General features: G+C 62.1%; 27 protein-coding genes. 10 read left to right on the top strand and 17 right to left on the bottom strand.

Translation table 11 applies throughout. The features are described 5' to 3' along the window. Positions 1 to 93 precede the first annotated feature (93 nt). Complete coding sequence (locus AC0J5Z_RS02600; protein ID WP_475037267.1) at positions 94 to 591, bottom strand: MarR family winged helix-turn-helix transcriptional regulator; 498 nt, start codon at positions 589 to 591, stop codon at positions 94 to 96. Positions 592 to 785: 194 nt separating this feature from the next. Between AC0J5Z_RS02600 and AC0J5Z_RS02595 the strand changes: the two genes are divergently transcribed. Beyond that, positions 786 to 1763 (top strand): quinone oxidoreductase family protein, encoded by a 978-nt coding sequence (locus tag AC0J5Z_RS02595; RefSeq protein ID WP_475037266.1) that lies wholly within the window; start codon positions 786 to 788, stop codon positions 1761 to 1763. A gap of 76 nt (positions 1764 to 1839) precedes the next feature. Here AC0J5Z_RS02595 and AC0J5Z_RS02590 read toward each other — a convergent pair whose 3' ends face one another. The 4 genes from AC0J5Z_RS02590 to AC0J5Z_RS02575 form a co-directional block, all read right to left on the bottom strand. Beyond that, positions 1840 to 2541 (bottom strand): hypothetical protein, encoded by a 702-nt coding sequence (locus tag AC0J5Z_RS02590; RefSeq protein ID WP_475037265.1) that lies wholly within the window; start codon positions 2539 to 2541, stop codon positions 1840 to 1842. A gap of 20 nt (positions 2542 to 2561) precedes the next feature. Next, on the bottom strand, positions 2562 to 3053 hold the full coding sequence (locus tag AC0J5Z_RS02585) for an RNA polymerase sigma factor (protein WP_475037264.1): 492 nt from the start codon (positions 3051 to 3053) through the stop codon (positions 2562 to 2564). An 86-nt stretch (positions 3054 to 3139) separates the two neighbouring features. Then, the gene (gene ppk2, locus AC0J5Z_RS02580) at positions 3140 to 4075 is read right to left on the bottom strand and encodes a polyphosphate kinase 2 (RefSeq protein WP_475037263.1); all 936 of its coding nucleotides are present in this window, start codon (positions 4073 to 4075) and stop codon (positions 3140 to 3142) included. Between the two features lie 211 nt (positions 4076 to 4286). Next, positions 4287 to 4823 carry a GNAT family N-acetyltransferase gene (locus AC0J5Z_RS02575; RefSeq protein ID WP_475037262.1) on the bottom strand — a complete coding sequence of 179 codons (537 nt, stop codon included), beginning with the start codon at positions 4821 to 4823 and terminating at the stop codon, positions 4287 to 4289. Between the two features lie 197 nt (positions 4824 to 5020). On the opposite strand from AC0J5Z_RS02575, the gene AC0J5Z_RS02570 reads away from it, so the two are divergent. Both AC0J5Z_RS02570 and AC0J5Z_RS02565 read left to right on the top strand, forming a co-directional pair. Then, positions 5021 to 6313 carry an exo-beta-N-acetylmuramidase NamZ family protein gene (locus AC0J5Z_RS02570; RefSeq protein ID WP_475037261.1) on the top strand — a complete coding sequence of 431 codons (1293 nt, stop codon included), beginning with the start codon at positions 5021 to 5023 and terminating at the stop codon, positions 6311 to 6313. 48 nt (positions 6314 to 6361) lie between these two features. Beyond that, entirely contained in the window at positions 6362 to 8404 is a 2043-nt protein-coding gene (locus tag AC0J5Z_RS02565; protein ID WP_475037260.1) for a glycoside hydrolase family 3 protein, read from the top strand. 6 nt (positions 8405 to 8410) lie between these two features. On the opposite strand, the gene AC0J5Z_RS02560 is transcribed toward AC0J5Z_RS02565, so the two are convergent. Further along, positions 8411 to 9421 (bottom strand): YdcF family protein, encoded by a 1011-nt coding sequence (locus tag AC0J5Z_RS02560; RefSeq protein WP_475037258.1) that lies wholly within the window; start codon positions 9419 to 9421, stop codon positions 8411 to 8413. A 107-nt stretch (positions 9422 to 9528) separates the two neighbouring features. Between AC0J5Z_RS02560 and AC0J5Z_RS02555 the strand changes: the two genes are divergently transcribed. Next, entirely contained in the window at positions 9529 to 10191 is a 663-nt protein-coding gene (locus AC0J5Z_RS02555) for a hypothetical protein (RefSeq protein ID WP_475037257.1), read from the top strand. A gap of 8 nt (positions 10192 to 10199) precedes the next feature. Here the strand turns inward: AC0J5Z_RS02555 and AC0J5Z_RS02550 are convergent, their stop codons facing one another. The 7 genes from AC0J5Z_RS02550 to AC0J5Z_RS02520 are packed head-to-tail and all read right to left on the bottom strand — an operon-like array spanning position 10200 to position 16937. Further along, positions 10200 to 10850, bottom strand: coding sequence for an alpha/beta fold hydrolase (locus AC0J5Z_RS02550; protein WP_475037256.1), 651 nt, complete (start codon positions 10848 to 10850; stop codon positions 10200 to 10202). Then, entirely contained in the window at positions 10850 to 11272 is a 423-nt protein-coding gene (locus AC0J5Z_RS02545) for a rhodanese-like domain-containing protein (protein WP_475037254.1), read from the bottom strand. Before AC0J5Z_RS02545 ends, AC0J5Z_RS02550 begins: the two co-directional genes overlap by 1 nt. Next, the gene (locus AC0J5Z_RS02540) at positions 11269 to 12084 is read right to left on the bottom strand and encodes an IclR family transcriptional regulator (protein WP_475037253.1); all 816 of its coding nucleotides are present in this window, start codon (positions 12082 to 12084) and stop codon (positions 11269 to 11271) included. Before AC0J5Z_RS02540 ends, AC0J5Z_RS02545 begins: the two co-directional genes overlap by 4 nt. Next, positions 12085 to 13695, bottom strand: a complete 1611-nt coding sequence (locus tag AC0J5Z_RS02535; RefSeq protein ID WP_475037252.1) for a beta-N-acetylhexosaminidase — start codon at positions 13693 to 13695, stop codon at positions 12085 to 12087. It lies immediately after the preceding gene. Further along, entirely contained in the window at positions 13692 to 14603 is a 912-nt protein-coding gene (locus AC0J5Z_RS02530) for a carbohydrate ABC transporter permease (RefSeq protein ID WP_475037251.1), read from the bottom strand. The genes AC0J5Z_RS02535 and AC0J5Z_RS02530 overlap by 4 nt, the downstream gene beginning before the upstream one ends. After that, the gene (locus AC0J5Z_RS02525; RefSeq protein ID WP_475037250.1) at positions 14600 to 15592 is read right to left on the bottom strand and encodes a carbohydrate ABC transporter permease; all 993 of its coding nucleotides are present in this window, start codon (positions 15590 to 15592) and stop codon (positions 14600 to 14602) included. The genes AC0J5Z_RS02530 and AC0J5Z_RS02525 overlap by 4 nt, the downstream gene beginning before the upstream one ends. Before the next feature lie 52 nt (positions 15593 to 15644). After that, entirely contained in the window at positions 15645 to 16937 is a 1293-nt protein-coding gene (locus AC0J5Z_RS02520; protein WP_475037248.1) for an extracellular solute-binding protein, read from the bottom strand. A gap of 279 nt (positions 16938 to 17216) precedes the next feature. Between AC0J5Z_RS02520 and AC0J5Z_RS02515 the strand changes: the two genes are divergently transcribed. Genes AC0J5Z_RS02515 through AC0J5Z_RS02505 form a run of 3 tightly spaced genes read left to right on the top strand, consistent with a single transcriptional unit; the run spans position 17217 to position 20396 of the window. Further along, entirely contained in the window at positions 17217 to 17582 is a 366-nt protein-coding gene (locus tag AC0J5Z_RS02515; protein ID WP_475037247.1) for a metal-sensitive transcriptional regulator, read from the top strand. A 49-nt stretch (positions 17583 to 17631) separates the two neighbouring features. Next, complete coding sequence (locus tag AC0J5Z_RS02510) at positions 17632 to 17865, top strand: heavy-metal-associated domain-containing protein (RefSeq protein WP_475039503.1); 234 nt, start codon at positions 17632 to 17634, stop codon at positions 17863 to 17865. 8 nt (positions 17866 to 17873) lie between these two features. Further along, positions 17874 to 20396 (top strand): heavy metal translocating P-type ATPase, encoded by a 2523-nt coding sequence (locus tag AC0J5Z_RS02505; protein ID WP_475037244.1) that lies wholly within the window; start codon positions 17874 to 17876, stop codon positions 20394 to 20396. Positions 20397 to 20425: 29 nt separating this feature from the next. On the opposite strand, the gene AC0J5Z_RS02500 is transcribed toward AC0J5Z_RS02505, so the two are convergent. Continuing rightward, on the bottom strand, positions 20426 to 20698 hold the full coding sequence (locus AC0J5Z_RS02500) for a DUF2277 domain-containing protein (RefSeq protein WP_216924537.1): 273 nt from the start codon (positions 20696 to 20698) through the stop codon (positions 20426 to 20428). A 158-nt stretch (positions 20699 to 20856) separates the two neighbouring features. On the opposite strand from AC0J5Z_RS02500, the gene AC0J5Z_RS02495 reads away from it, so the two are divergent. Next, positions 20857 to 21120, top strand: a complete 264-nt coding sequence (locus tag AC0J5Z_RS02495) for a WXG100 family type VII secretion target (RefSeq protein ID WP_011776688.1) — start codon at positions 20857 to 20859, stop codon at positions 21118 to 21120. 58 nt (positions 21121 to 21178) lie between these two features. Here the strand turns inward: AC0J5Z_RS02495 and AC0J5Z_RS02490 are convergent, their stop codons facing one another. After that, positions 21179 to 22219, bottom strand: a complete 1041-nt coding sequence (locus AC0J5Z_RS02490) for an EamA family transporter (RefSeq protein ID WP_475037242.1) — start codon at positions 22217 to 22219, stop codon at positions 21179 to 21181. Positions 22220 to 22290: 71 nt separating this feature from the next. Between AC0J5Z_RS02490 and AC0J5Z_RS02485 the strand changes: the two genes are divergently transcribed. Both AC0J5Z_RS02485 and AC0J5Z_RS02480 read left to right on the top strand, forming a co-directional pair. Further along, positions 22291 to 22836 (top strand): CGNR zinc finger domain-containing protein, encoded by a 546-nt coding sequence (locus tag AC0J5Z_RS02485; RefSeq protein ID WP_475037240.1) that lies wholly within the window; start codon positions 22291 to 22293, stop codon positions 22834 to 22836. A gap of 20 nt (positions 22837 to 22856) precedes the next feature. Further along, on the top strand, positions 22857 to 23369 hold the full coding sequence (locus AC0J5Z_RS02480) for a hypothetical protein (protein WP_475037238.1): 513 nt from the start codon (positions 22857 to 22859) through the stop codon (positions 23367 to 23369). A 41-nt stretch (positions 23370 to 23410) separates the two neighbouring features. Here the strand turns inward: AC0J5Z_RS02480 and AC0J5Z_RS02475 are convergent, their stop codons facing one another. Then, positions 23411 to 23755 carry a hypothetical protein gene (locus AC0J5Z_RS02475; RefSeq protein WP_475037237.1) on the bottom strand — a complete coding sequence of 115 codons (345 nt, stop codon included), beginning with the start codon at positions 23753 to 23755 and terminating at the stop codon, positions 23411 to 23413. A gap of 68 nt (positions 23756 to 23823) precedes the next feature. Then, complete coding sequence (locus tag AC0J5Z_RS02470; RefSeq protein ID WP_475037236.1) at positions 23824 to 24408, bottom strand: hypothetical protein; 585 nt, start codon at positions 24406 to 24408, stop codon at positions 23824 to 23826. Positions 24409 to 24414 lie beyond the last annotated feature (6 nt).

Here is a 24414-nt window from a genome sequence, read left to right as displayed (position 1 = left end):
GTTCAATGGCGCAGGTCGCCACATCGACGCGTCCGCTGCGAAGAAACGCCATAGCCTCAGCCATGCGCGCAGTCAGATCGGCGGAAAGGTCGCCTATTCCTCTTCCCCCCGCGTTGCGTTCACGACTTTCTGCAGAAGTTTGCGCAGAAGGTCGGCTTCTTCGTCGCTGAAGGCGTCACGCACCCGTTGCTCCACACCCCGCGCACTTTCGTCTGCACGGAGCACCAAGGCTTCACCAGAAGCTGTGAGCGTGATGATGAGCACCTTGCTGTGCACGTCAGATGGAATCCGATCAACCAATCGCTTTGCCTCAAGCTTTGCCAGCACCGTGGCCATCGTCTGGGGAGTAACTGCGGCCGCGCGTGCAAGTTGGGCGGCGGATTGCCCCGGTACGTAGTACAGCGACATCAGCGTTGCGTATTGGGCGACGGTGAGATCGTACTCACGCAATGCTTGGCTCTTTTCGGACAGAATGGCTTGTTCCGCCTGTTTGACGTACGTGCCGAGCCGCGCCTCCAGATCCTGCAAAAAGGCGTCCCCACCCTTCCGGGGGGGAGACAGACGTTGGCGATTCCGAGCTTTGGCAGACATTTTCTTAGGATAGCGCTTCTGTTGCGGGCCAGTCGTATTACATCTATTCAGGCATTGTGCGCGATCGCGAAATGCGTCGGTGAGGTCCTGAAACTGCGCCTCAACCGAATTTCAACGTCGTTATCGTTCCTTGACTATAGCAGATAGCTGTTACGCTACAGTAACCGATTAAAAGACAGACATAGGAAGATGTGATGAGTAAAGCAATCCAAATCTTCAAGTACGCCGGGCCCGCCGCTTTGAAGTACGGAGATTCCCCCGAACCCACGCCAGCGGCAGGTCAAGTTGCCCTCGAAGTCCAGTACGCTGGCGCCAATTACGTCGAAGCACTTTTTTCCGAAGGCCTTGTCCCTTCCCTGCCACTCCCATGGGTCCCGGGTATTGAAGCGTCGGGGCGGATTCATGCACTGGGCCGGGGTGTAACTGGCATTGGAGTGGGCCAGAAGGTTGCTGCGTTGACGATCAACGAAGGAGGAGCCTACGGCCAGGTCGCAGTAACCAATGCTCATCTGGTTGCTCCCCTACCGGAGTCGCTCGACGCGGCAACAGCGGCCGCAGTTCCGTCGAACACAACAACAGCTCTCCTCACGCTCGAACGAGTGGCACATCTCAGTGCAGGAGAGCACGTCCTGGTCCAGGCTGCCGCTGGAGGACTCGGCTCGCAGTTAGGGCAAATCGCAAGATATCTGGGGGCAGGACGCGTCGTCGGTGTTGTTGGCAGCGAAGCTAAGCGTCGTCTCGCACTGGACTTGGGATACGACGAAGTGTGGTTGCGCGACGATCTCGCAAAGCAACCCCCTGGCCAGTTCGACGTAGTCGCAGACCCTGTCAGCGGACCGAGCAGAGCCACCTGCATCGGTTTGCTTCGCCTTGAAGGAAGGCTTTTGGCCATAGGAGATGCCGCCCAAGCAGGAGACCAGGCCCTCAGCAGCAACGCTCTCTGGTTCGGCGGCAAAAGCGTTCTCGGCTTCAATTTGGGCGCCCTCGCAGCGGCTAAACCCGAACTGGTCGGAGCCTACCTTCGGCGTGCGATTGACCTTGTCGCTTCCCGAGAGGTGGCGGTGCATGTCGCCGGTGTCGTTCCTATCCAGTCGGCACCGTCTGTGCTGACAGATCTACGGAACGGCCAAAGCGTCGGCAAGACCGTGTTCGTGCATGAGACCAAATCGTGACAACAAAGCAAGTAGGTCTGCTCCTGTGGCGAGACTTCGCGCCTTTGGCCCTAGTTGGCTAGGCGCAGGAAGGAGGTCACGGCATAAGCTGCCAGCTTTGAACCAGGAAAGCCGCACCCGCCGGGGAGCACTCCCCCAGCTCAGGCTCCGGAGAAAGGCCTCCTCCGAACGCGAATTCATCCCCGATATTCAAGGATTTGCCATCAGGAAAGACCACTCCCGTCTCTGTGATTCTTGTCCCAAAGGGGAAAATGAGTCCACCCGGGCTGCCCTCAGTGGCGACGTCGGATAAACACCCGCTGGTGTTTAGGCCAAGCTTCCCCATGTTCAGGGCGTCCATGTGAAAGTCTGACTCTCTGCCTTTGGAAACAGCGGCCTTGCTGCCGTTGCCGCCGGTGATGATCTCGGCCTCGAACGTCGGCATCTGAATGCCCGTAATTTCGGGCAGCGGTAGCCCGCTGGAGTAGCCTGTTTCCGGTGCCGTAGGCGCAGTATCCTGTGTGACCGCCGGAGCAGCTTGCTCCGTCGGCGGAGTCGTCATGGGGGACGTCACCACTACCCCGGCGACTACAGCTGCAGCGGTCGCCGCCACCAACCCGACTCCTGCCATCAACCGCACACGGCGCCTGTCAGGCTGTTGATGGAAATCTGTAACCGACCCACCTACGCTGATGTGCTCGGCGTCGGTGGCCAGGACAGCCAGGCTTTTCCCACGGCTACGGGCCAACTCTTCTTCCGTGACCACCAAGGCAGGGTCTGCCTCCATCAGGCGTTTCATTCCGGGCGCTTCTTTCCTCTTCATCGCTGCACGTCCTCTGTGGTGTGGTCCGCCCGAAGCAGATTGCTGAGTTGTTTCCGCGCTCGGTGCAATCGCATCCTGACGGCCGTGGCGGTGACATTGAGCAGGTCCGAGACCTCGGCCGACGTGAATCCGTCCCAGTACGTCAAAAGAAGAACCTCGCGTTCCTCGGGCTTGAGCCGGTCCAGCGCGTCCCTCACTTCGCCGGCGTCCGAACCCGGCTCGTGCGTTCTCTGCCTCTCCAGTTGCCGTGTGAGGTTCATGGAGCGAAGGCTTGAACGATAGTGGTTTCGGAGGACATTGCGGGCAATGCCGAACACCACCAGCACCGACAGTTCCTGGTCCTGACTGGATTTCTCCCAAGCGATGCGAAACACGTCGGCGGTGAGGTCTTCGGCTGTGGACGCACCCTCCGTTCGACGGCGGAGATAGCGGTAAACCTTGTCATGGCACGCCGCATGTGCAGCCAGGAAATGCTTCTGCCTGGCCATCTCCACTCGATCTCCTTGGTCCGCCTGCACCCTCATGCCCCGTTAATGTCCGGCGATGAGAAGAATGTAACCAACTTCCGAAAAAGCTAGTCGCCGACGGCGTCGCGGCCGCGGCGGAGGATGAGCGGATCGGCGTCGTAAACCACTGAGGTGTCCTTGTCCTCATAGTCGAACTGGTTCAGGAAGTAGCGCATGGCGTTGATCCGGGCGCGCTTCTTGTCGTTGGACTTGATGGTGATCCACGGCGCGTGGTCGGAGTCCGTATGCAGGAACGTTCGTTCCTTCGCGTCCGTGTACTCGTCCCAGCGATCCAGCGACGCCAGGTCCATGGGCGAGAGCTTCCAACTGCGGACGGGGTCGATCTGGCGGATGGCGAAGCGGGTGCGCTGCTCCTGCCGGGTCACGGAGAACCAAAACTTGGTGACGTGGATGCCGGCGTCAACCAGCATCTTCTCGAAGACCGGCGCCTGGCCCATGAAGGTGTCGTATTCGTCGTCCGTGCAGAACCCCATGACGCGTTCCACGTTGGCGCGGTTGTACCAGGAGCGGTCGAACATGACGATCTCACCCGCAGTGGGAAGGTGCTGAATGTAGCGCTGGAAATACCACTGGCCCTGCTCACGGTCAGAGGGCTTGGCGAGCGCTACCGTCCGGGCAGAGCGGGGATCCAGGTGCTCGGTGAAACGCTTGATGGTGCCACCCTTGCCGGCGGCGTCACGCCCTTCGAAAACAATGACGTGCTTCAGTCCGAGGTCCTGCCCCCAGTACTGGAACTTCAACAGCTCGATCTGCAGGCGGTACTTCTCGATCTCGTACTCGTCGCGGGTCATCCGCTGTTCGTAGGGATAGTCCTCGTTCCACGTCTCCACCGCCGATCCGCCGGGATCGATGAGGTCCGGGTCTTCGCCCTGCCCTCCGCTGATGGTGTAGCCCAAGTCCACCAAGTGATCGATGGTTTCACGCAGGTTGTCCCTGACCCACCAATCGTCCAGTGATGTGGTTGCTGGGGTTGCCTCCGTCATGCGGTCCTCCTGGTGTGCCGGGTAGTGCGCGGCAGCCTAACAGCGTTTGGTGACGGGAACGTGAACCGGGCAAGGATCGCGGCGCCAGGCAGCAGGTCACCAGGCGCGACTTCGCGCCCTGCGGGGAGAAGGCCGAAGCCAATCCATGCAGCAGCGCGATTTCGTATACCTTTTGGCACGCCACACTGAGCTCAGCAGCCCGGGTGCAAAGCTAATTTGCGGCAACCGCTCCCGCGTCAATCCAGTAGCGACGAAAAAGGCGCCCAGCGTCCGTCCGCACATCCTCGAGCAACCCACCACAACGTTCGATTGTCTTAGCGGACGCCGCATTGTCGTCATCACAGGTCAACAGAAGACGATCCGGCTCTTCCCGCGCGGCCAAGCGGACCAGCAATTCCCGCAAAGCCCAGGTTGCCGCGCCCCTCCTGCGATCGGAGGGTCGAATCCCGTATCCGATGTGCCCACCCGAGTTCAGGAGGGCCGGGGTGAGGTAATGGCGGAAAGCAATCGATCCTACGTAGCGGGAGCCCTCCGTAATCCAGAGGTAGGTGCACGGAACCATGCCGTCCTTCTCCGGGGTGTTTTCAGCGTCCAGCAGCTTACCGACCCAAGCGGCGAACCCTTCGGGGCTGGTGATGTCGTCTGCCATGAACACGCCAGCACCATCCTGATGAGCACCACCCCACTCACCGTGTGACTCGACGAACGACTGATAAAAGGACGTATCCGGTGCAACAAGTTTGAACATGGACCGACTCTATCCCGGGCAAGTTGGCCCCGGCGGGTGGCCTGGGCCAAGGTACCGTCCCACTGTTTGTCATTAAGTTACACCCGCCTCGCGATAGAAGGTAAGTCATTGACGCACCGCCAGCGAGCGAATACGGTCGCTGTAAGGAAAATCACAAAATTTGTCATGCTCCTCGCTCCCCTCGAAAGGCTTTCTTCATGGCACTCGACCGTAGAAAACTGCTCCATGCATCGGGGCTGGCGGCAGCTGCCGCCGTCGTTGCGCCTTTTGCCCCCAGCGCCCTGGCACAGACTCCAGCAACGCGCCCCGGAAAACCGGGAACTCCAGTCAGCGGCGCCGATGTAGCCGCCAGCAACAAGTGGAGCATTTTCGCGGGACGCAAGGTGGGAGTCATCACCAACCCCACTGGCGTCCTGTCGAACTTCCGCTCGATCGTGGATGACATGGCGGACAAAGGCGTTGACGTCGGAGCGGTCTTCGGCCCCGAGCACGGCTTCAGGGGGACCGCCCAGGATGGCGCCAGTGAAGGAACATCCGTGGACCCGCGAACCGGCATCACGGTCTATGACTCCTACGGCGCCACCGCTGCCGACTATGTGGGCTTCTTCGAAGCGTCCGGGGTGGACACCATTTGCTTCGACATCCAGGATGTCGGGGCACGCTTTTACACCTACATCTGGACCATGTGGGGCGCAATGCAGGCGGCATCACGGACCGGAGCCATGTTTGTTGTCCTGGATCGCCCGAACCCCATCGGTGGCCAGGCACGCGGCCCGGTCCTGCAGAGCGGTTTCGAGTCCGGCGTTGGCCAGTTGGGCATCGCGCTGCAGCATGGGATGACGGTGGGCGAGCTCGCCAAATACTTCAACGCAGTTCATCTCCCGGCCGCTGGCCTCAAGCCCATCCAGGACCTTCAGGTGGTGGAGGTCCAGGGGTGGCGCCGCGATATGACGGGACCGGACAACCGGGCGTCGTGGATCCTGCCAAGCCCCAACATGCCAACACCCGAAACCGCCACCCTGTACCCCGGCACTGCCCTGTTCGAGGCCACCAACATGTCAGAAGGGCGCGGAACAACCCGGCCCTTCGAACTCATCGGCGCGCCTTACGTGGACTACCGCTGGGCCGAGGCCCTGAACGGCAAGGGCCTTGCAGGCGTCACTTTCCGCGAGGCGTACTTCCAACCAACGCTTTCCAAGAACCAGGGCCTCATATGCGGTGGCGTGCAGGTTCACATCACCGACGCCACCGGCGTTGAAGCCCTGGAAGTGGGCACCCACATGCTGGTTGAAGCCAAGCGCCTGTACCCCGGTTTCGGTTGGCGCGGCGACGGCGGCCGCTGGATGGGCCTGCTGAGCGGCTCGGCCCGCTTTGCTGAACAGCTCGACGCCGGCGCTGACGCCAAGACGATCATGGACAGCTGGCGGTCCGAACTGGACCAATTCGTGCGCGACACCCGCGAATATCTCCTCTACAACGGCAAGCGCTAGTCGCGCGCAGACCACAACCACAACAAGGACGATGGGACTGGGATTCACATGCAAAGAAAACGAACTTCACTCGTGACGGCGGCCGCCACTGCGCTGCTGATGTCGGGCGCGGGGGTGATGACCGGCGCCGGCACGGCACTTGCGGCCGTACCCACCACGGGAAGCACGACGACGGTCTCCGCCTCGCCTGACATCGAGGCGATGATCGCCGGCATGACCCTTGACGAAAAGATCGGCCAGATGACCTGGACGCACGTTTACGGTTCATCCGCGGACGACACCTCCATGGCAGCAAAGAACCAAGAGCGGTATGGCGTCAACACACCCGCGGAGGTGGTGGAAAAGTACAACCTCGGAGGCGTCCTCTACTTCGCATGGTCCGGAAACACCGCCAACCCCCAGCAGGTTGCGGGCCTATCCAACGGCTTGCAGCAAACGGCCCTGCGGGAGGACGGGAACGGCATTCCACTGGCAGTCACCATCGACCAGGAAGGCGGTCTGGTTGCCCGCATTGGACCGCCTGCCACAGTCCTCCCGGGCAATATGGCCCTCGGCGCCACAGCAGACGCGAATCTTGCCAAGGCGCAAGGTGAAATCCTGGGCTCTGAAATGCGCGCCATGGGTATCAACGTTGACTTCGCGCCGGTCCTGGATCTCAACTCCAACCCTGACAACCCCGTCATTGGAATCCGCTCCATGGGCGAGGACCCGGCGCTGGTGGGTGCACTCGGCGTCGCCCAGATCGAAGGCATTCAAGCCCACAACGTAGGTGCGGCCGCCAAGCACTTCCCCGGCCACGGCGACACTTCAGTGGATTCCCACTACGGCCTGCCCACCGTCACCTACGATCGCGAGACCCTCAACCAGCATCTGAAGCCATTCAAAGCCGCAATTGATGGCGGCGTGGACATGGTCATGACGGCACACATCATCGTGGAGGCCATTGACCCGGAGATGCCCGGCACCCTGTCCCACAAGGTACTCACCGGTTTGCTTCGCGATGAGATGGGCTTCAAGGGGTTGGTGACAACAGACGCCCTGGACATGGCCGCAATGGCCGCCGAATGGCCTCAGGAAGAAATCGCCGTCAAGGCGATCCAGGCCGGCTCTGACATCCTCCTCAACTCCCCGGATGTGGACGCGTCGTTCGCTGGGGTTCGCGCCGCCGTCGAGTCCGGCGAGATCACCAAGTCCCGCCTCGATGAATCAGTCCGACGGATCCTTGAATGGAAGGTCAAGCGGGGGGTCTTCGAGCAGCCCATGGCCGACCCCGCCGCGGTGGACACCCTGGTGGGGAGCGCAGAGAACCTGGCCACGGCAAAGCTGATCTCCGACCGCGCCGTCACCTTGGTGCGCAATGAGAACGGGGTCTTGCCGCTCGCTTCGGGCAGCTCGCTGCTCATGGTGGGTGCCGGTTCAGCATGGCCGGAGCTCGCGGGACCAATGCTTAAGGATCAGGGATTCGCGGTGACGGAAGACTACGAGGATGGGGCCTCGCCATCCGCGGCATACCGCGCGCGTGCAGTAGCCGCGGCCAGCAACGTCGACGCCGTCGTCTTCGCTTCGTACAACGCGACCAGCAACGCTGCGCAGCAACAGATGGTTGCGGAACTGGCAGCCACGGGGAAACCGGTCATCGTTGTGGCCACGCGCAATCCCTACGACATCAACGTCTTCCCCGGTGCCGACGCCGTGCTCAACAGTTATGGGGTCAAGGAGGTCAACTTCCACGGTGCTGTCCGCGCCATCTCGGGTGCGGTCAACCCGAGCGGTAAGCTGCCAGTCAATATTCCCGAAGCCGACGGCGACGGCATCCTGTTGCCGCTGGGCTTCGGCCTGAGTTACGAAACAGCGACGCCGGCAGCTGTCACCTTCACGGACCGCCCGGGTCATGGGCAGGATGGCTACACCATCCCCTCCGTCCCGGGTGCGGCATACCTGATTGATGGCAAGGAAGTCGCAGCCGGGAGTTACAGGAAGCCTTCCGGCACTGTGACCGTCACAGCGGAACCACGGCCGGGGTACGTCTTCACCGCTGGCTCCGTCACGGAATGGAGTCACACGTTCACCCCCGGGGTCCCCAAGCCCTAGGAAGAGCTATACCACCGGCGAGTTCATCAGTGCGACCGTGATGAGCAGGGCAATCCCAAGCATCGGCAGGCAAAGAATGATGTTGGTCAGGCGGTTGTCCCTCATCACGGCCACGAACTCCCGGAGGAAGGCGCTCGGCACGAAGTACCTGGCGGTGGGAGCACCCACAACCTCGGCGTTGATCTTCTGCCGGCGGGACAGTAGGGCCGCGCGCAGCACGTGATAGTTGTTGGTGCACACGAGCAAGGGTCCTTGGATGCCTTTCTCGGCCAGCAGCGCCACCGAATACGCGAGGTTTTCGCGCGTGGTGGTGGCTTGGTTCTCCTCCAACACATCCGTGGCCGCCGCACCCTTTGCCACCAAGTACTCCTTCATCGCAGTGGACTCCGGCCGCGGTTCATCAGGGCCCTGGCCCCCGGAAGGTACCAAGACCGGTTTGGCCGGAGTGCCGCCGTCGTAAATTTCCAGGGCCTTGTTCAAGCGTGCGGCGAGCAACGGCGGGACTTTGCCATTGATCAGGCCGGAGCCGAGGACGATGACGGCCGCCGGGTCCGGGCTGAAACGCATCCGGGAATACACCAATGCGTACCCCAGGAAAACCACAAACGCGCAGCCCAAGTAGGAGCAAAGGAAGAACGCGAGAGCGGCGACGCCGGCCAACACAGGCTGCCCGCTCAGCACGAAAAGGAACGCGATTACCGGGGCCAGGAACACCGCGAGTCCCACCGCGATCGGCAGGAAGCTGGTGATGCCCCGGCCCTCCTTGCGGACCATCGTGACCCCGTTGGCGATCAGGAAGCCTGCGAACACGAAGATGCTCACTACCGGGACCACCAAGACCACAAGATTCAACCATTCGAACCATGGGTTCAGGTCAATGAGGAACTCCAGCACGGCCTGTAGGAGGAACCACGCCGCCACAAGCAGGAGCACCCCGTTGCGGAGCCGGCGCCGGTCCGACTGGAACGAGGCAAGGAAGAGCCCCGCAAAGAGAAGTCCAAGGACCAGGTTCAGCATGATCCAAGCCTATGCGCTGGGGCCCATGCCGCCGTCGCGCCGGCCTATCCCTGACAATCCCGTGATAGATTCGACAGGCGAAAAAACGCAATCAAAGGTGGTTGACCATGGGCGACGCGAGGACATCCCGGCCGCGGTATTTCAAGGCTGTTGCTGCATCGCTGTTGCTGGTTACCGTATCCGGCGGACTCTCGGCATGCCGGGATGAGAAGAGACCCGCACCCCCTTATCCGGCAGTTGAATGGCAAGGATCCGCCCCGAGCGGGCCCATCGAGGCTGATCCGTGGGTCATTGCAGCCCGCAAATCCCTCGAGGCCCAGGCTGTGGCACAGAATATTACGGACTTCACCCTTCCCGAGCTGGTGGCGACCACTGGCCTGGAACTCCGCGTCCGCATTTCCAGGCCTCCGTTGAACGACGTCGCACAGAAACGTCGCCCGGACATCCTCCCAGGACCTGATCCTTTCCTCCCTATGAAGGTCCAGCCGGGCCCGGTTCCCGGCACTGCCGAGGTGCACGGTTGCTTGGTGCGTTGGGCATCCGAAACTGGTGACGTGCCTGATGAACTGAGTGCCTCGGGCGTGATGTTCCGGATGGAACAACTCGCGCAAGGGCAACAACGGATCAGCAGCGTCGTTACACTTCCGGATCTGGACTGCAGCACCGCCGCACCGCCCCTTGCATTGTTCGTGCCTGCTCCCCAGCCGTCGGATGTCACCGATGCAAAGGACGTTGTCAGGGCAAAGCGAACCGACATCGATCCTGCCTAACTGGTTCCTCAGCGTTCCCTGGCGGTCCGTTCAGCAAAGTCGGTGAGTACCGCCGCAACAGCGTCCGGATTGCTCAACGTGGCGTAGTGACCGCCAGGGATCTCTACAGGTTCGGTTCCCAGTCGGTCGCTGATTTGGCGCCTCATGAACGTCGGTGGAAAGAACAGATCGTCGCGGCACAAAATCGCCAAGGTGGGCACGTCTGGATGACGGCCAGGCCAGGGACCTGACATCCAAGCGCCTTGCTGGTCCCGCTCCCGGTCTGTGGCCTGCTGTGCCAAATCTTCGGGGACCAGGTTGAAGAACGCTTCCTCGGGGATGGTCTCTCGGTCATGTCCCGTGTTGGTCCACCAGTCGCCGAAGGTCTCGCCCGGCATCGGAATCATGGCCGAGACGTACACCAGGCCGTCGGAGTGGAGTTCGTCGCAGACCAACGGCGCCGTGAAGCCACCCAGCGAATGTCCCACCACGATGGTGTGCTCAGCATCGCCAACTGCGTCCGTCACTGCGCGGGTATAGTCCTCAAGCCCGGCGTTCTTGTCTTCGATGGGCAGATCGACGGCCACCACGCCATGCCCGGACGCTTCGAGCAGTGGGCTCACCAAATGCCAGTCCCACGCCGTGGAACCACCACCGTGAATCAGTACGAAAACCGCCATCATTTCCCCGTTTCAGCTGAGGCCGTGTGTGCTGTCACCAGCGCATCCGGTTTACTGTGAACGGTCCCCGAGCCTGTCTCAACGGGAAGCCCGTTTCGGATCCAATATTCGATTCCGCCGATCATTTCCTTCACCGAAAACCCGAGTTCCGCGAAGGCCAGCGCAGCGAACGTGCTGCCGTTGCACCCTGGGCCCCAGGAGTAAACCACCACGTGGGAATCACCGGGGATCAGGTCAGGGGCCAAAGCCGGAATCCGGGCCGTCGGAAGATGTACGGCACCAGGAATATGTCCGTGGTCCCATGAGGACTGGCGGCGGGTATCCACCACAACCAACGAGCCAGGTTTCGACTCAGCCACTTCCATGACATCGATCTCGCACTGCAGCTTGGCGCGGAAGTAGTCCGATGCGCTGATGCTCATGCGAGCTTCGCCAGTTTCGCGCTTGCCCGGCGGGAGCCCAGCTTGGCGGAGATCCGCAGGCTGGTCTCGGCCGCCATGGGCCCCACCTCCCGGACGCGCTTGGCAGTCATCCGGGAGGACAACGAAGACACGGAGAGTGCGGCAACCACATGATCGTCGTGGCCGAAGATCGGTGCGGCGACGCAGCGAACTTCCGGTTCATTCTCGCGGTCATCAATGGAATACCCGCGCCGCCGGATGGCTTCAAAATCAGCACGGAGCAGTGACGGGTCCGTGATGGTCTTCTCCGTGAGGGGTTCCAAGTTTCCAGCCAGGATCGGTCCCACCACTTCCTCCGGACTGAAGGCGAGCATGGCTTTGCCCACGGCTGTGCAGTAGGCCGGCATGGTGGCGCCCACGCGCGAGGCCATCCGGACCGTGGCCTCGTCCTCCACCTTGTCCAGGTAGACAACGTCGTGCCCGGAGAGCACCACCAGGTGGCAGGTGCTCTCCGTGGCACGCATGAGGCTCCGAAGTTCGCCGTTGGCAACGCTCCGCAAATCCACACGGTCAAGGTATGACTGCCCCAGCCGCAAACAGCCATGGCCCAGACGAAACTTGCCCGTCTCGTGGTCACGCTCCAGAAGGTTTTCCTCCAGCAACGGCGCGGCCAACCGCAACAGCGTGCTCTTGTTCAGACCGGAGAGCCGGGCAAGCTCCACGAGCGCAAGCCCATCACCGTTGCCAGGCTCCTCGGCCACCACAGTCAACAAAGCCAGCGCCTTGCGAAGCGACGCCGAGGAATTACGGGCATCCTTGCCTTCAGTAGTCACTCAGTTCCTCACGAGTTGCTCGGCGTCGTAGTCTCGTTTCCAACCCTCCACACCCGGCCGCTGCTGCCAGGGGGCGGGACCGGACAACGGCCGGTATTCCACGCCCATGGCCTCAAGTCGCGCCAGATGTGCACCTGTGAGTCGGGTCAGGAACTCATCGTAGTCCCGGGTCTCCGGCTTGGACCAGAAGACTTCGGCGATGGCGCTGAGGCGCGGGAACGCTGCAAACTGGACGCGGCGCGGTGAATCCAGATGCTCGCTCCAGATATTGGCCTGGGCTCCCAAGAGACGGCCCGGGAAGTCAGTGTCTTCAAGGCCAGGCAGTGGCTCGAACTCGTAGACCGCCTGCAGCGTGGTCACGAAACCAACGGGTACTGGCTCGTCGTCGCCATCGGCTTGACGGTGGTCGAGGTAAAGCTTGTGTTCAGGGCACATCACTACGTCGTAACCGTTGCGGAGTGCATCAATGCCGCCTTCGTATCCGCGCCAAGACGCCACAAGCGCACCGTCCGGGAGGCCGCCGTCGCCGATTTCATCCCATACGGATGTGGCCCGGCCGTGTCGCTGCAGATGCAGCGCAAGCTGCCCGACGAACCAGCTGTGCAAGCCGGAAACGTCGTCCAACCCCAGCTCAGCGGACTTTGCCTTCGCCTGGGCACTGGCTTGCCATTGCGTCAACGGAACTTCGTCCCCGCCCAGACTTATCCACGGGGAGGGGAAGATCTCCACCACTTCGTCCAGCACGTTCCGGTAGAACTCGAGCGAGGTTTCGGACACTTCCAGGACGGTCTCGTTGATGCCCCAGCGCGTCCAGACCTCCACAGGCCCGTCGCCCACGCCCAGTTCCGGGTACGCAGCAATCGCAGCTTGGCTGTGGCCGGGAACATCGATCTCCGGGATGACTGTGATGTGCCGGTCAGCGGCGAAGGCCACGATCTCGCGGAGGTCGTCCTGAGTGTAGAAGCCACCGTGCGGGCGGCCATCGAAAACGCCTGCACGCCAGGAACCAAGCGACGATTCACGGCGCCAGGCACCGATTTCGGTGAGCTTGGGATAGCGGTTGATCTGGATTCGCCAGCCCTGATCGTCCGTAAGGTGCAGGTGCAGGACGTTGAGTTTGTGCATGGCCATCACCTCGATGAACCGGAGCACGTTGTCCTTGGGCATGAAGTGCCGCGCGACATCCAGCATGGTCCCGCGGTAGCCGAAACGTGGCTTGTCCTCCACAGAAACGCACGGAACCGACCACCCCTCAACAGCCGCAACGGGAGCCTGCCGCAGTGCAGCCGGTCCCATCAACTGCAAAAGCGTCTGCACACCGTAGAAAGCGCCGGCGGCACCACCGGCGAAAATCACGACGGCGTCACTCACCTCCAGGCGATAGACCTCGGCGTCCAGCGCGGGGTCAAGCAGGAGGCGGATGCCCGCCCCGCTGGCCGGCGCGGGAGCCAGGTCCCAACCTGTCGCCGCACCCAAAGCCCGGGCGAGCCAGCGGCGAGGACCGCTCAGTGCGGGGTCGGCACCCAAAGTAGTGCCGGCGTCGAGCTCCAACTCGCCTGTCCCCGCGGAGAAGGACCACGGCGCCGGGACCAACTGGTGAAGCGCGCTCATCCCTTCACCGCCCCAGCCAGTCCGGACACGAGCTTGCGCTGGACTGAGACGAAGAAGATCAGCACAGGAATGGTCATGATGACCGAGCCGGCCATGATGGCTCCCCAATCGTTTTGGTCGGGCTTGAAGAACGTCAGCAGTGCCATGGGCAGCGTCTGGTTCTCTTGGGCGGAGATGATGAAGGTCTTGGCGAAGAGGAAGTCGTTCCACGTGGAAATGAAAGAGAACACCGAACATGCAACCACTCCCGGCGCCACCAGGGGGAACAGGATGGAGCGGACAAACCGGAAGCTGCTGGCGCCGTCCAAACGGGCGGCCTCTTCAACTTCCAGGGGCACAGCGGCCACGAAGCCCCGGAGCATCCAGATGGCGAACGGAATGCTGAACCCGACGTGGACCAGCACCAGAGAGCCCAGTTGGTTCAGGCCTACCAGCGGGATGGCCTCGCCGGCGTTGCGCAACAGGAAGAACAGCGGGATCGTCAGGGCTTCAACAGGCACCATCTGCGAGACCAGGATGATGACCAGCAGCTTGGTCCGCATCTTGAAGTTGTAGCGGGTCAAGGCAACGGCAGCCAGGAACGCCAGAATGGTGGACAGGACCACCACCACCAGAGCCACGATCACGCTGTTCAGGAAGTACTGGGCAAAATTGTTCACACCAAGGACGCGCCCGAACGAGTCCAGCGACGGTTCCAGCGTGTACGGCGCCGCATCACCGGCGTCGAGCGCTGTTTTGGGCTTCAGAGCGGACAGCACCATCCAGAACAGCGGGAAGGCAACGATCAGCGCGATGACAATCGCCGCGGCGTCTGCGCCGAAGCGGCGCTTGCCTTGCTTGCGCAGCTTCTGCGGGGCCTCGGCTTTGGTGTTTCGGCGCGAGACTGATGAAACGTCGACGGCGGTCATAGGGCTTCGCCTGTTCTCTTGAGGATCCGGAGGTAGACCAGCGTGATGACCATGAGGAGTGCGGTCATGATCACGCCCAGCGCCGAACCGAGGCCATAGAGGCTCGCGGCGAAGGCCTGCTGGTAGCCGTAGACGTTGAGCACCAGGTTCTGGCCGGCGATGCCACCGCCGTTGGTCATGATGTATATCTGCGAGAAGATCTTGAAGTTCCAGATGATGGATTGGATGGTCACCACGATCACGATGGGACGGAGCATCGGGAGCATGATGCTGCGGGCAATGCGAGGCATGGACGCGCCATCGATCCTGGCGGCTTCAATGACCTCGGTGGGGATTGCCTGAATTCCCGCGTAGACCGTAACCAGCACGAACGGGAACGAGCACCACACCACTTCGCTGGCGACGAGCCCGAAAGCCGACCATTTGTCGTAGGTCCAGGAGTATCCTTCGAACTGCGTCAATCCGATGGCCACCAGCGACTTGTTGACCAAGCCCAGGGTGGGCTCGAACAGGAATAGCCACACGGCGCTGCCCGTGACCGCCGGAGTAGCCCAAGCGCCGAGTGACACCACGAAGAGCATCGAACGGACCCACGGGCGCAACCTCGTAGCCAGCACCGCCAGCGAGCTGCCCACCAGCAAGGTGAACACCACGCAGGCTGCGGCGAAGACGACCGTGTTGCCAAGGACTGTCCAGAACTGCGGATCAGCGAAGAGCTTTTGGTAGTTCTCCAAGCCCACGAAGTTCAGGGGTGCCTTGCCGCTGACCTGCGCCTGGCGGTAGTCGTACAGCGAGACGTTGATCAGCTGGAAGATCGGGTAGCCGAGCAGTGCGATCAGGACGATGAAGGCCGGGGCAAGGTAGAGCCAGGGCTCCAGTCCGCGCTTTCCGTTGGAGAAACGCAAGGACTTGCGTGCCGCCGTCGTCGATCCTTTACCTGGTGTGCCGCCTTGGGGCGCATCGGGCAGAACCGGGGTGAGCGCTGTCATGATGCGCCTTCGGTTGGTGATGGGGTGCAGCTTGGTGACGGGGTGCAGCGCATTACTTGGACCCGAATGCCGTGTTCATGGCGACTGCGGCCTCGGTGGTGGCAGCGTTCACGTCGGCCTTGCCCGTAACCACCTTCTGGTACATGCCTGTGAAGACACCCTGGGCGTCAATGGTGGACCAGTTTTCCGTGACCGGGACGAACTTGGTGCCGGCACCCAGGGTGTTGATGAAGGGTTCAACCTGCTTGTTGTTCTCCGCCACTGACTTCTGGACATCGCTGAACGTGGGGAGGTTGCCCATGGAGTCGAACATCTTCTGCTGGTACTTCTTGCTGGCCAACAACTTCACGAAGTCAGTTGCGAGGGTGCGGCGTTCGCTGCTGTTGAAGACACCCAGGTTGTTGCCGCCGGCAAAAGCCGGCGCAATGGAGCCGGCAGTCTTGCCGGGAACCGGAACCACGGCGAACTTGTCCTTGATGGCGCTGGCGGCAACCGCCTTGTAGTTGAAGTCGCCGCCGATGGTCATGGCCGACTTACCGGCGATGAACTGCTGGACGCTGGCGTTCCCACCGAACTCCGCGCAGGTCTGGGCCGGGCAGATGTCGTCCTTAAGGAGGCGCGTGTAGGCTGCGACGCCTTCGCGTGACGCCGGGGAGTCCAAGCCGGAAACGAACGTGTCGCCTTCCTTCGTGGCGATCTCGCCGCCGTTGGCCCACAGGTACGGCATGGCGGAGAACTGCGCGGCGCCACCCACGGAGATACCCAGCAGGTCCGGGTTTGCTGCGCGGACGGCGCGGGCAACGGTTTCTACCTCATCCAGGGTCTTGGGGACCTCAAGGCCAAGCTGCTGCAGGAGGTCCGTGCGGTAGTAGAGGGCGCGAACGCCGACGAACCACGGGACGCCGTAATTCTTGCCGTCGATCTCGGTGGTGTCCAGGATCTTCTCATCCAGGTCCTTGGCCTCGTCCCAGGACTTGATGTCCTCGGTGACATCAGCCAGCCCGCCGGATGCCACGTAGCTCGCCAGGTCCGTGTTGCCGAACTCAGCTACGTCCGGTGCGCTGGAAGGATCGTTGAAGGCGGCCTTGAATCGTTCGGCACGGCTGTCGACGGGAATGTACTGGACATCGATCTTGGCACCACTGTGTGCCGCTTCGAATTCAGTAACGGCTTCCTTGACCACTGCGGACTTGGGATCCTGGTTGACCTCGGAGAAGAGCCAGACGCGGACAGTGCCGGTCTGCTCGTCCGAGCTGGAGGCTGCGTTGTTTGAGGTTGGCGGAGCGCAAGCGGTCAAGGCGAGCGCTGCGATGGCTATGGCCGCTGCGGAGCGTGCGAGTTTCAAGTGTCCTCCATGGAGAAAAGATGGGTTCCGCGGGAATCCCCCTCCGCGGCTATGAGACCAAACACTATGAACGCGCGGGTGTGGGCGGAAGCACATATCCAAAAAGGTTTGCATTGCAAAACAAGAATCCAGTTTTTTGGCATTTTGGTCTATACCTACTGCGATCCTTTGGTCTAGTCCATTCGCTCTTCTCGAAGAGTCTCCGGCGGGCAAGACGGTGACAGAAATACCCCACGGGGGTACTTGACGAAATACCCCCTCTGGGTATATCTTCGACCTATGAGCACGTCAGACCTGAGCATGAGCCATCCGGATGCACCCGTCACCGAGGTGGATCACGGGCACGCCGCACCCCACGGGTACACCAACAACAAGGATGCGTACCTCAGGCGCTTAAAGCGGATTGAGGGGCAGGTCCGCGGCATCGCGCGGATGGTGGAGGACGACAAATACTGCATCGACATCCTCACCCAAGTAGCCGCTGCCACCAAGGCCCTCCATGCGGTCAGCCTGGGACTCGTAGAGGAGCACATCGGCCACTGCGTCGTGGGGGCTGCCTCCGAGCCCAACCCCGAAGCCCGTGCCGAACAGATCGACGCCAAAGTGAAGGAGGCCACCGATGCCATCGGGCGCCTGCTGCGGTAACTCCGCCACCAACCACCACACCATTCAACTCATCACCAAGGAGAACGCCATGAGCCAGACCATCCAGACCAACGTCAACGTTTCGGGTATGACCTGCGGCCACTGCGTCTCAAGCGTGAGCGAAGAAATTGAGTCGCTCAACGGCGTCGAAAATGTGGCAGTGGACCTCAACCCCGGTGGCCTGTCCACCGTGACCATCACATCAACCAACGAGCTGTCGCCGTCGGAAATTGGCGAGGCCGTGGCAGAAGCCGGCTATCTGATGGTAGCCAACGAAGCTTAGGAGTCCTCTTGAGTAGCCAGGAGACTTTCAACCAACCCGCACAGAGGGTCATCGAGTTGGACATCGAGGGCATGACCTGCGCCTCATGCGTCAATCGAGTGGAACGAAAGCTGGGCAAACTCGAGGGTGTAGAGGCCAGCGTCAACCTCCCCCTCGAATCGGCCCACGTCACAGTCCCGGCAACCGTGACAGATCAGCAGATTGTGGACACCGTCAACGCGACGGGTTACAAAGCCACCGTCCGCCAAACCCCAGCGCCGCACACCCGAGAAGCCCGCCCCCAAACCGCCGCCCACGACCACACCGCCCACCCCACGGACGACGAGGGCCACGGACACACCACCACTAAAGAACCCCAGGAGCATAACGACGCTGCACTAACGCCGGAAACCGCACCAAGCGGCGAAGCCGGCGGCGTGCGGCAGCATGCGTCTAAGCGAGGCACGAGCGAGCATGCAGAGCACGGCGGCGGTTTCGCCGCCCAAGCCGACCATGCAGAGCACGGGCACGAAGACCACGCAGAGCACGGGCACACAGACCACATGGCTCACGGCCCAGCTGCCTCAACCCTGCGCCCCCGCCTGATTGTCGCGGCGCTGCTGACCGTTCCGGTGTTCGCAATCTCCATGATCCCCGCCCTGCAGTTCGCCAACTGGGGATGGGTTGCGGGCGCACTGGCCTTACCGGTGGTGAGCTGGGCGGCTTGGCCCTTCCATCGGGCGGCTGCCATCAACGCTCGGCACTTCGCCTCCACCATGGACACGCTCGTTTCCATTGGCGTCATCGCTGCTTACCTCTACTCGGCGTGGCAACTCTTTGTGGATCCTCGCATGACCGAACACCCTGGAATGGAAAACATGTCCGGCGGCGGCCTCTATTTCGAGGTCGCAGCGGTAGTCACGACGTTCCTGCTTCTGGGCCGTTACCTTGAAGCGAACGCGAAGGCCAAAGCCGGCAATGCACTCAAGGCGCTGCTGAACCTGGGCGCCAAGGATGCAACGATCCTGGTGGACGGCGTCGAGCAGAAGATTCCGGCCGATCAACTCCTCGTAGATGACGTCATTGTTGTCCGCCCGGGCGAGAAAATTGCCACCGACGGCGTAGTCACGGACGGTGCTTCCGCCGTCGACGCCTCACTGGTCACCGGCGAATCGGTGCCAGTGGAGGTTGGACCGGGCAGTCTGGTGACGGGCGCTACGATCAACACCTCCGGCCGGCTGCTGGTCAGGGCCACCCGCGTGGGCTCCGACACGACGCTCGCTCAAATGGGGCGCCTGGTCAGCCAGGCGCAGACCGGCAAGGCACCCATTGCGCGGCTCGCTGACAGGATCAGCTCCGTCTTTGTCCCGATCGTGCTGGCCATCGCCTTGCTCACGTTCATCCTTTGGCTGTTCTTCTCGGGCGACCTCAACGCAGCCTTCACCGCCGCCGTTGCTGTCCTGGTGATCGCCTGCCCCTGCGCCTTGGGTTTGGCAACTCCCGTCGGGCTGCTGACAGGGACGGGTCGCGGAGCCCAGCTGGGCATCCTTATCAAGGGCCCCCAGGTTCTTGAGGACACCCGCCATGTGGACACCATCCTGCTGGACAAGACCGGCACTGTGACCAGCGGCAAGCTCGCTGTGGACCACGCTGTGGGCCTCAACGGCTACGTCCCGTCCACCGTCCTAACCCTGGCCGGAGCTGTTGAAGCGGCCTCTGAGCATCCGATCGCGCACGCGATTGCCGCCGCGGCAAAGGACGCCATGCCCGACGCCGGCACTCTGCCTGGTGTTGACGGCTTCAGTTCCGCTCCCGGCGGCGGCGTGAGGGGAACCGTTGTACTGGACGGATCTCCCAAGGCCGTGGTCGTCGGACGTTCCGGCTGGCTCGAGGAGAACGGCATACCGCTCGATTCAAACCAACGGGAAGCGCTGGCGGCAGAGGAAAACGGCGGTGCCACAGCCATTTGGGTTGCCGTGGACGGTAAGGCTGCAGGAATCGTGAGCCTGCGCGACACCATCAAGCCCGGCTCGGCAGCAGCAATAAAGAAGCTGAAGGGCATGGGGATCCGACCCATCCTGCTGACCGGCGACAACGCCGCAGTAGCCGCCCAGGTGGCCGCCGCCGTCGGGATTTCACCGGACGACGTGTTCGCCGGCGTCCTCCCGGAAGGGAAAGTTGAGGCGGTCCGGAAGCTGCAGGCGTCCGGTGCCACGGTTGCCATGGCCGGTGACGGCGTGAACGACGCCGCAGCCTTGGCTCAGTCGGACCTTGGTATCGCGATGGGTTCGGGAACCGACGTTGCTATCGAGGCTTCGGACCTGACCGTGATGGGCAGTGATCTAGGTCAGCTGGTTCAGGCGATTGAACTCTCCCGCAAGACCCTGTCCACCATCAAGACCAACCTGTTCTGGGCGTTCTTCTACAACGCGATTGGCATCCCGGTGGCAGCACTTGGATTCCTGAACCCAATGATCGCCGGCGCAGCAATGGCAGCCAGCTCGGTGCTGGTGGTTGCGAACTCGCTGAGGCTGCGCTCGTTCGGGAAGTAAACCCGACCGGCCGGCGGTTGTGGCCTGGGCTACGCGGTTCCAAAACGGACTGCGGCCCGGGCCTTCGCTTTGGCGGCTTCCTCGTCACGGTTCTTCGCCGGGGCGTGGCTCACCAAGGAGTCCAAGAGATGCTGCGTAATGTGGGCGATCTCGTGGACAGCCTCCGCAAAGGCTTCCTCGTTGGCCTTGGAGGGCTTGGTGGATCCGCTGATTTTGCGCACATATTGCAGGGCAGCAGCCTCCACTTCTGCGCTCGTAGCGTGCGGTTCGAAGTTATGCAGGGTCCTGATATTGCGGCACATAACCCCATGCTAACTATGGGCAGTGCTGCATGGGGAGGGGTGCCCATCGACCGGTTTGCGAATCCCGGGATAGGTTTTAGCTATTGGATCTTCCGGATGAGCCGGAGGCCGCTGGGGATGCCGAAGAGCTCGGGTCCGAACAAATGAAGGAGAATCTCATGGCTATTTGGGGTGCAGATGTTGATCAGCTTCGTCAGCTCGGTAACAAGCTGAAGGCCGGTGCCGAGAACATCGAGCAGCAGCGTTCACAGCTCAAGGGTGCACTTGACGGCACCGACTGGAAGGGCCCGGACGCTGACAAGTTCCGCGGCGAATGGGACAGCCAGCACGCTTCCAACCTGAAGAAGGTTGCAGACGCACTTCGCGAAGCCGGCGATCGCGCTCAGAAGAACGCTGAGCAGCAGCAGCAGGCTTCCAACTAAGACAGTTGGAAAAACCCTGGACGCAGCAGCGTCCAGGGTTTTCGTCGTTAAAGGAAGCTTAGTTGTGGGGCGCCTTCGCGGACCGCCCGGAGGGGACGGGTTCCACGTCGTTCGGGTGATCAAGAACGCGGGCCGCTTCTTGGGCGGTTCGAGCGGCCGTGCGATCTCCCCGCAGCTCATCGACCCGGACCAGGACCACGCCGCCCACAATGAGGAGGCCGCCCAGCAGCTGAATGGGGCCGGGGAGTTCCCCCAGGAGCAGCCATGCCCAGATCACGGCGAACAGCACTTCGGTGAGAGACACGAAGGACGCTACCTTCGAGCCCAGGCTGCGGGCAGCCATGATGCCGGAAACGTACGCGAGGACAGTAGCCAGGATGATGAGCCCGACCGCGGAGACCCACCACGGAGTGGTCCACGGCCCAAGCGTTGTGTCCGCGGTGCTAAAGGTCATGGGCAGCAGTCCCAGCAACCCGACGAGCCACATGACCAGCGCGCCCACTAAGAGACCCCCGGAAGCGAGCACCAGCGGAGGGAGGCTGTCATTCTCCTTGGCTGTGATGAAGAAGTAGATCACCAGGCAGACGGCGGCGGCCATACCCCAAAGGACACCAATGAAGTCCACCTTCACGGCACCTGTCAGATCAAACACCAAAACCAGGCCACCCAAGGAAAGCAGGGCGCCGGAAGCAGTGAGCGCACGGGGCCGCCGTCGGCTGGCGATCCAGAGCCAGAGGACAATCATCACCGGAGCCAGATACTCAAGCAGCAGCGCGACGCCCACGGACAGTCGGGCCACGGCATTGAAGTAGAAGAGCTGGCACCCTGCCACTCCAATGAGCCCGAACAGCAGGATAGTGAGCCAGTTGTCCTTGAGCTGGTGCCATCGGCCGCGAAGAACCACGACACCGGGAATCGCCAGGATCAGCGCGGCACCGGTGAGTCGTACGGCAACAGCAGCGCCGGGTGACCAGCCGGTTTCCAGCATGGACTTGGCGAATGAGCCGGAGGTACCGAAAACGGCGGAAGAAAAGAGTGCGATGCCGAGTCCTGATGCCAGGAAACTCTTTGCATCAGCCTTCGTCGTTGGAGCTGACACAGCAGCCTCCTGTCAGGAGTAAAGTGGGCTTATGGTCATGACAGTACTCCCGAAACATGTAAGGAGTCAAAGTGCTTTTTGCGCCTGACACCGAGGTTGCCCTTCGTAGCGTCGTCAATCTGATCAACACGGCCGCCAACGGCGGGGAGTCACTGGTCACCGTGGAAGACCTTGACTCATTCCTGGACACCGAAGAGTTCACGGGCTCACGGGTGAACTCTGCTGCGGAATTGAGCAGCATCAAGCGTCTCCGCAGCGAACTGGCAGCACTCTGGAGCGCCGACGAGGACACGGCAGCCAAGTCCGTCAACAAGCTCCTCGCCGATGCCAAGGCACTCCCCCAACTCGTGAAACATGACCACTGGGACTGGCACCTCCACGCCACCACCCCGGAAGCGCCACTGGCGGACCGAATGGGAACCGAAGCTGCCATGGCCATCATCGACGTCATCCGAAGCAAGGAGATGGACCGCATGCGCGTGTGCGCCGCAGACGACTGCGACGCCGTGGTGCTGGACCTCAGCCGCAACCGCTCCAAGCTCTACTGCGACACGGGCAACTGCGCCAACCGAGCCCACGTTGCGGCATATCGGGCAAGGAAGGCCGCCGAGGGCTAACGGTCCTGCATAATTGCGGCATGGGGGAACAGAACAACACAGCTGCGGCATCTCACCCGCAAGGACAGCCTGATGCTCCGGCAACGGCATGGGTGCGACCAACCGACTGGCCAGACATGGCCCCCATCAGCCAGCTGGCCATTGCGTACCCCTTCATGGGCGCAATGTGGTTCGTCGTTACGATGTCGACGAGCCCTGGATATGAGTTTCTGGGGACTCTCCTGTTCCTGATGATCGGCCCCATATTCGCGATGGGTTTCGCAGTAGCTCTCGGCCTCCCCCTGCGTCTGAATCGGCGGCTGAGCCGTTGGTGGCTGGGCAATGGATGTGTATACATCATTGTGGCCGCAGCGGGTGCGGGACTTCTGATTTCTGGCTACAACACGTCCGTGCGCCAGATGGGAACTATCGACGGGATTCCCTACGACCTGGTCACCCCGAATCCAGGGCTGCTTATGAGCGGCTGCTTACTTATCACTTTCCTCGCAGTGAACGCAGGATTTCCCCTGTGGTGGCGCCGCCCGCGGACCTAATAAAAAGCGCTTCCCCACCTTAGTGAGGAAGCGCTGGAAGGTTAGCGGCCGGCGTCGGGCGCTTCAGTCTCACTATCCGGAGCACCCGGGCCGCCGTGGCCGGGACGCTTGGAGCTGAGGTTGACGCCGGAGCCTTTGCCGAGGTGGTCGGCGTTCTCCTTGTGGCTCATGGACAGCATGGCCGCCACAACGAGGCTCACGATGAATGCGATGCCGGCTCCCGTGAAGGCGAGGTCGAAACGTGGCGCGCGTGCGCTGCCGCCGGAGGCGAAAATGAGCACGGCAACGAAGGCCAGTACTGCGAAGAACGCGGAGAACATGAGGGGTCCCTTGACCGAGGTCCGCATCTTGCGCGGTTCTCCTGGTGTCTGGTCTGCCACGGTCATTCCTCCAATGATGGCGGTTCGTATCCGCCGGTCAGCAAAAGTTCTACAAAGAGTAGAACGTCCAGCTACTAGTTTACGGCCTCGGGCGAAGCGCCGGGCGCAGCGGTTCGGGAAGGGCCGCCGGTCCCGGTCTTGGCGTCGTGCCGCAGTGTCAGCCCGGAGAGGATCCACAGCACGCCGGAAAGGATGGCCCCACCACCTGCCACACCCAACAGCGCATGTGCGCCCAGCGAAGTGAAGAACGGCAGCATCACGGCAGTGCCCACGGCGATAACACCCGAAATGAGCCAATCACGCGCCACCACGTTCCGCTTTCGGAGACCATGCACGAACTCAAGGAGGCCCAGCACCAGCAGTGCAAACATGGCCGAGAGGGCAACGCCCTCGTCGGATTGAGTGACCAAGGCTCCGGCGCCTCCGAGCGCAACAACCAGCGGAACCGCCACAGGCAAAGCGCGGGACATCCATACAGCCCCTGCTGTGGCCAACAGATACAGCCCCACAGCCCACGCCAGGACGTGCACAGACGGCGAAGCCCAGAAGATGGTGACCGCACCGAACACCAATGCAACCGTGGCGCGGATCAGCACGGGTTTCCAGAGCCCGGCCATGGAGGCAGAAGGAGTCTGGGCAGGAGTTGCTGGGAGAGTCACCCGTCC

The sequence above is a fragment of the Paenarthrobacter sp. TRD_SC_7 genome (genome assembly GCF_056156245.1).
The sequence above is the reverse complement of the archived record's forward strand: the minus strand, read 5'-3'. Positions and strand labels throughout refer to the sequence as shown.

Bases quoted from the DNA above. Each gene is read 5' to 3' on its own strand.
- AC0J5Z_RS02500 (WP_216924537.1), bottom strand. From the start codon at position 20,698: ATGTGCCGCAATATCAGGACCCTGCATAACTTCGAACCGCACGCTACG.
- AC0J5Z_RS02530 (WP_475037251.1), bottom strand. From the start codon at position 14,603: ATGACCGCCGTCGACGTTTCATCAGTCTCGCGCCGAAACACCAAAGCC.
- ppk2 (WP_475037263.1), bottom strand. From the start codon at position 4,075: ATGACGGAGGCAACCCCAGCAACCACATCACTGGACGATTGGTGGGTC.
- AC0J5Z_RS02480 (WP_475037238.1), top strand. From the start codon at position 22,857: ATGGGGGAACAGAACAACACAGCTGCGGCATCTCACCCGCAAGGACAG.
- AC0J5Z_RS02525 (WP_475037250.1), bottom strand. From the start codon at position 15,592: ATGACAGCGCTCACCCCGGTTCTGCCCGATGCGCCCCAAGGCGGCACA.
- AC0J5Z_RS02515 (WP_475037247.1), top strand. From the start codon at position 17,217: ATGAGCACGTCAGACCTGAGCATGAGCCATCCGGATGCACCCGTCACC.
- AC0J5Z_RS02550 (WP_475037256.1), bottom strand. From the start codon at position 10,850: ATGGCGGTTTTCGTACTGATTCACGGTGGTGGTTCCACGGCGTGGGAC.
- AC0J5Z_RS02535 (WP_475037252.1), bottom strand. From the start codon at position 13,695: ATGAGCGCGCTTCACCAGTTGGTCCCGGCGCCGTGGTCCTTCTCCGCG.
- AC0J5Z_RS02575 (WP_475037262.1), bottom strand. From the start codon at position 4,823: ATGTTCAAACTTGTTGCACCGGATACGTCCTTTTATCAGTCGTTCGTC.
- AC0J5Z_RS02475 (WP_475037237.1), bottom strand. From the start codon at position 23,755: ATGACCGTGGCAGACCAGACACCAGGAGAACCGCGCAAGATGCGGACC.
- AC0J5Z_RS02510 (WP_475039503.1), top strand. From the start codon at position 17,632: ATGAGCCAGACCATCCAGACCAACGTCAACGTTTCGGGTATGACCTGC.
- AC0J5Z_RS02590 (WP_475037265.1), bottom strand. From the start codon at position 2,541: ATGAAACGCCTGATGGAGGCAGACCCTGCCTTGGTGGTCACGGAAGAA.
- AC0J5Z_RS02600 (WP_475037267.1), bottom strand. From the start codon at position 591: ATGTCTGCCAAAGCTCGGAATCGCCAACGTCTGTCTCCCCCCCGGAAG.
- AC0J5Z_RS02545 (WP_475037254.1), bottom strand. From the start codon at position 11,272: ATGAGCATCAGCGCATCGGACTACTTCCGCGCCAAGCTGCAGTGCGAG.
- AC0J5Z_RS02560 (WP_475037258.1), bottom strand. From the start codon at position 9,421: ATGCTGAACCTGGTCCTTGGACTTCTCTTTGCGGGGCTCTTCCTTGCC.
- AC0J5Z_RS02495 (WP_011776688.1), top strand. From the start codon at position 20,857: ATGGCTATTTGGGGTGCAGATGTTGATCAGCTTCGTCAGCTCGGTAAC.
- AC0J5Z_RS02595 (WP_475037266.1), top strand. From the start codon at position 786: ATGAGTAAAGCAATCCAAATCTTCAAGTACGCCGGGCCCGCCGCTTTG.
- AC0J5Z_RS02565 (WP_475037260.1), top strand. From the start codon at position 6,362: ATGCAAAGAAAACGAACTTCACTCGTGACGGCGGCCGCCACTGCGCTG.
- AC0J5Z_RS02555 (WP_475037257.1), top strand. From the start codon at position 9,529: ATGGGCGACGCGAGGACATCCCGGCCGCGGTATTTCAAGGCTGTTGCT.
- AC0J5Z_RS02585 (WP_475037264.1), bottom strand. From the start codon at position 3,053: ATGGCCAGGCAGAAGCATTTCCTGGCTGCACATGCGGCGTGCCATGAC.
- AC0J5Z_RS02570 (WP_475037261.1), top strand. From the start codon at position 5,021: ATGGCACTCGACCGTAGAAAACTGCTCCATGCATCGGGGCTGGCGGCA.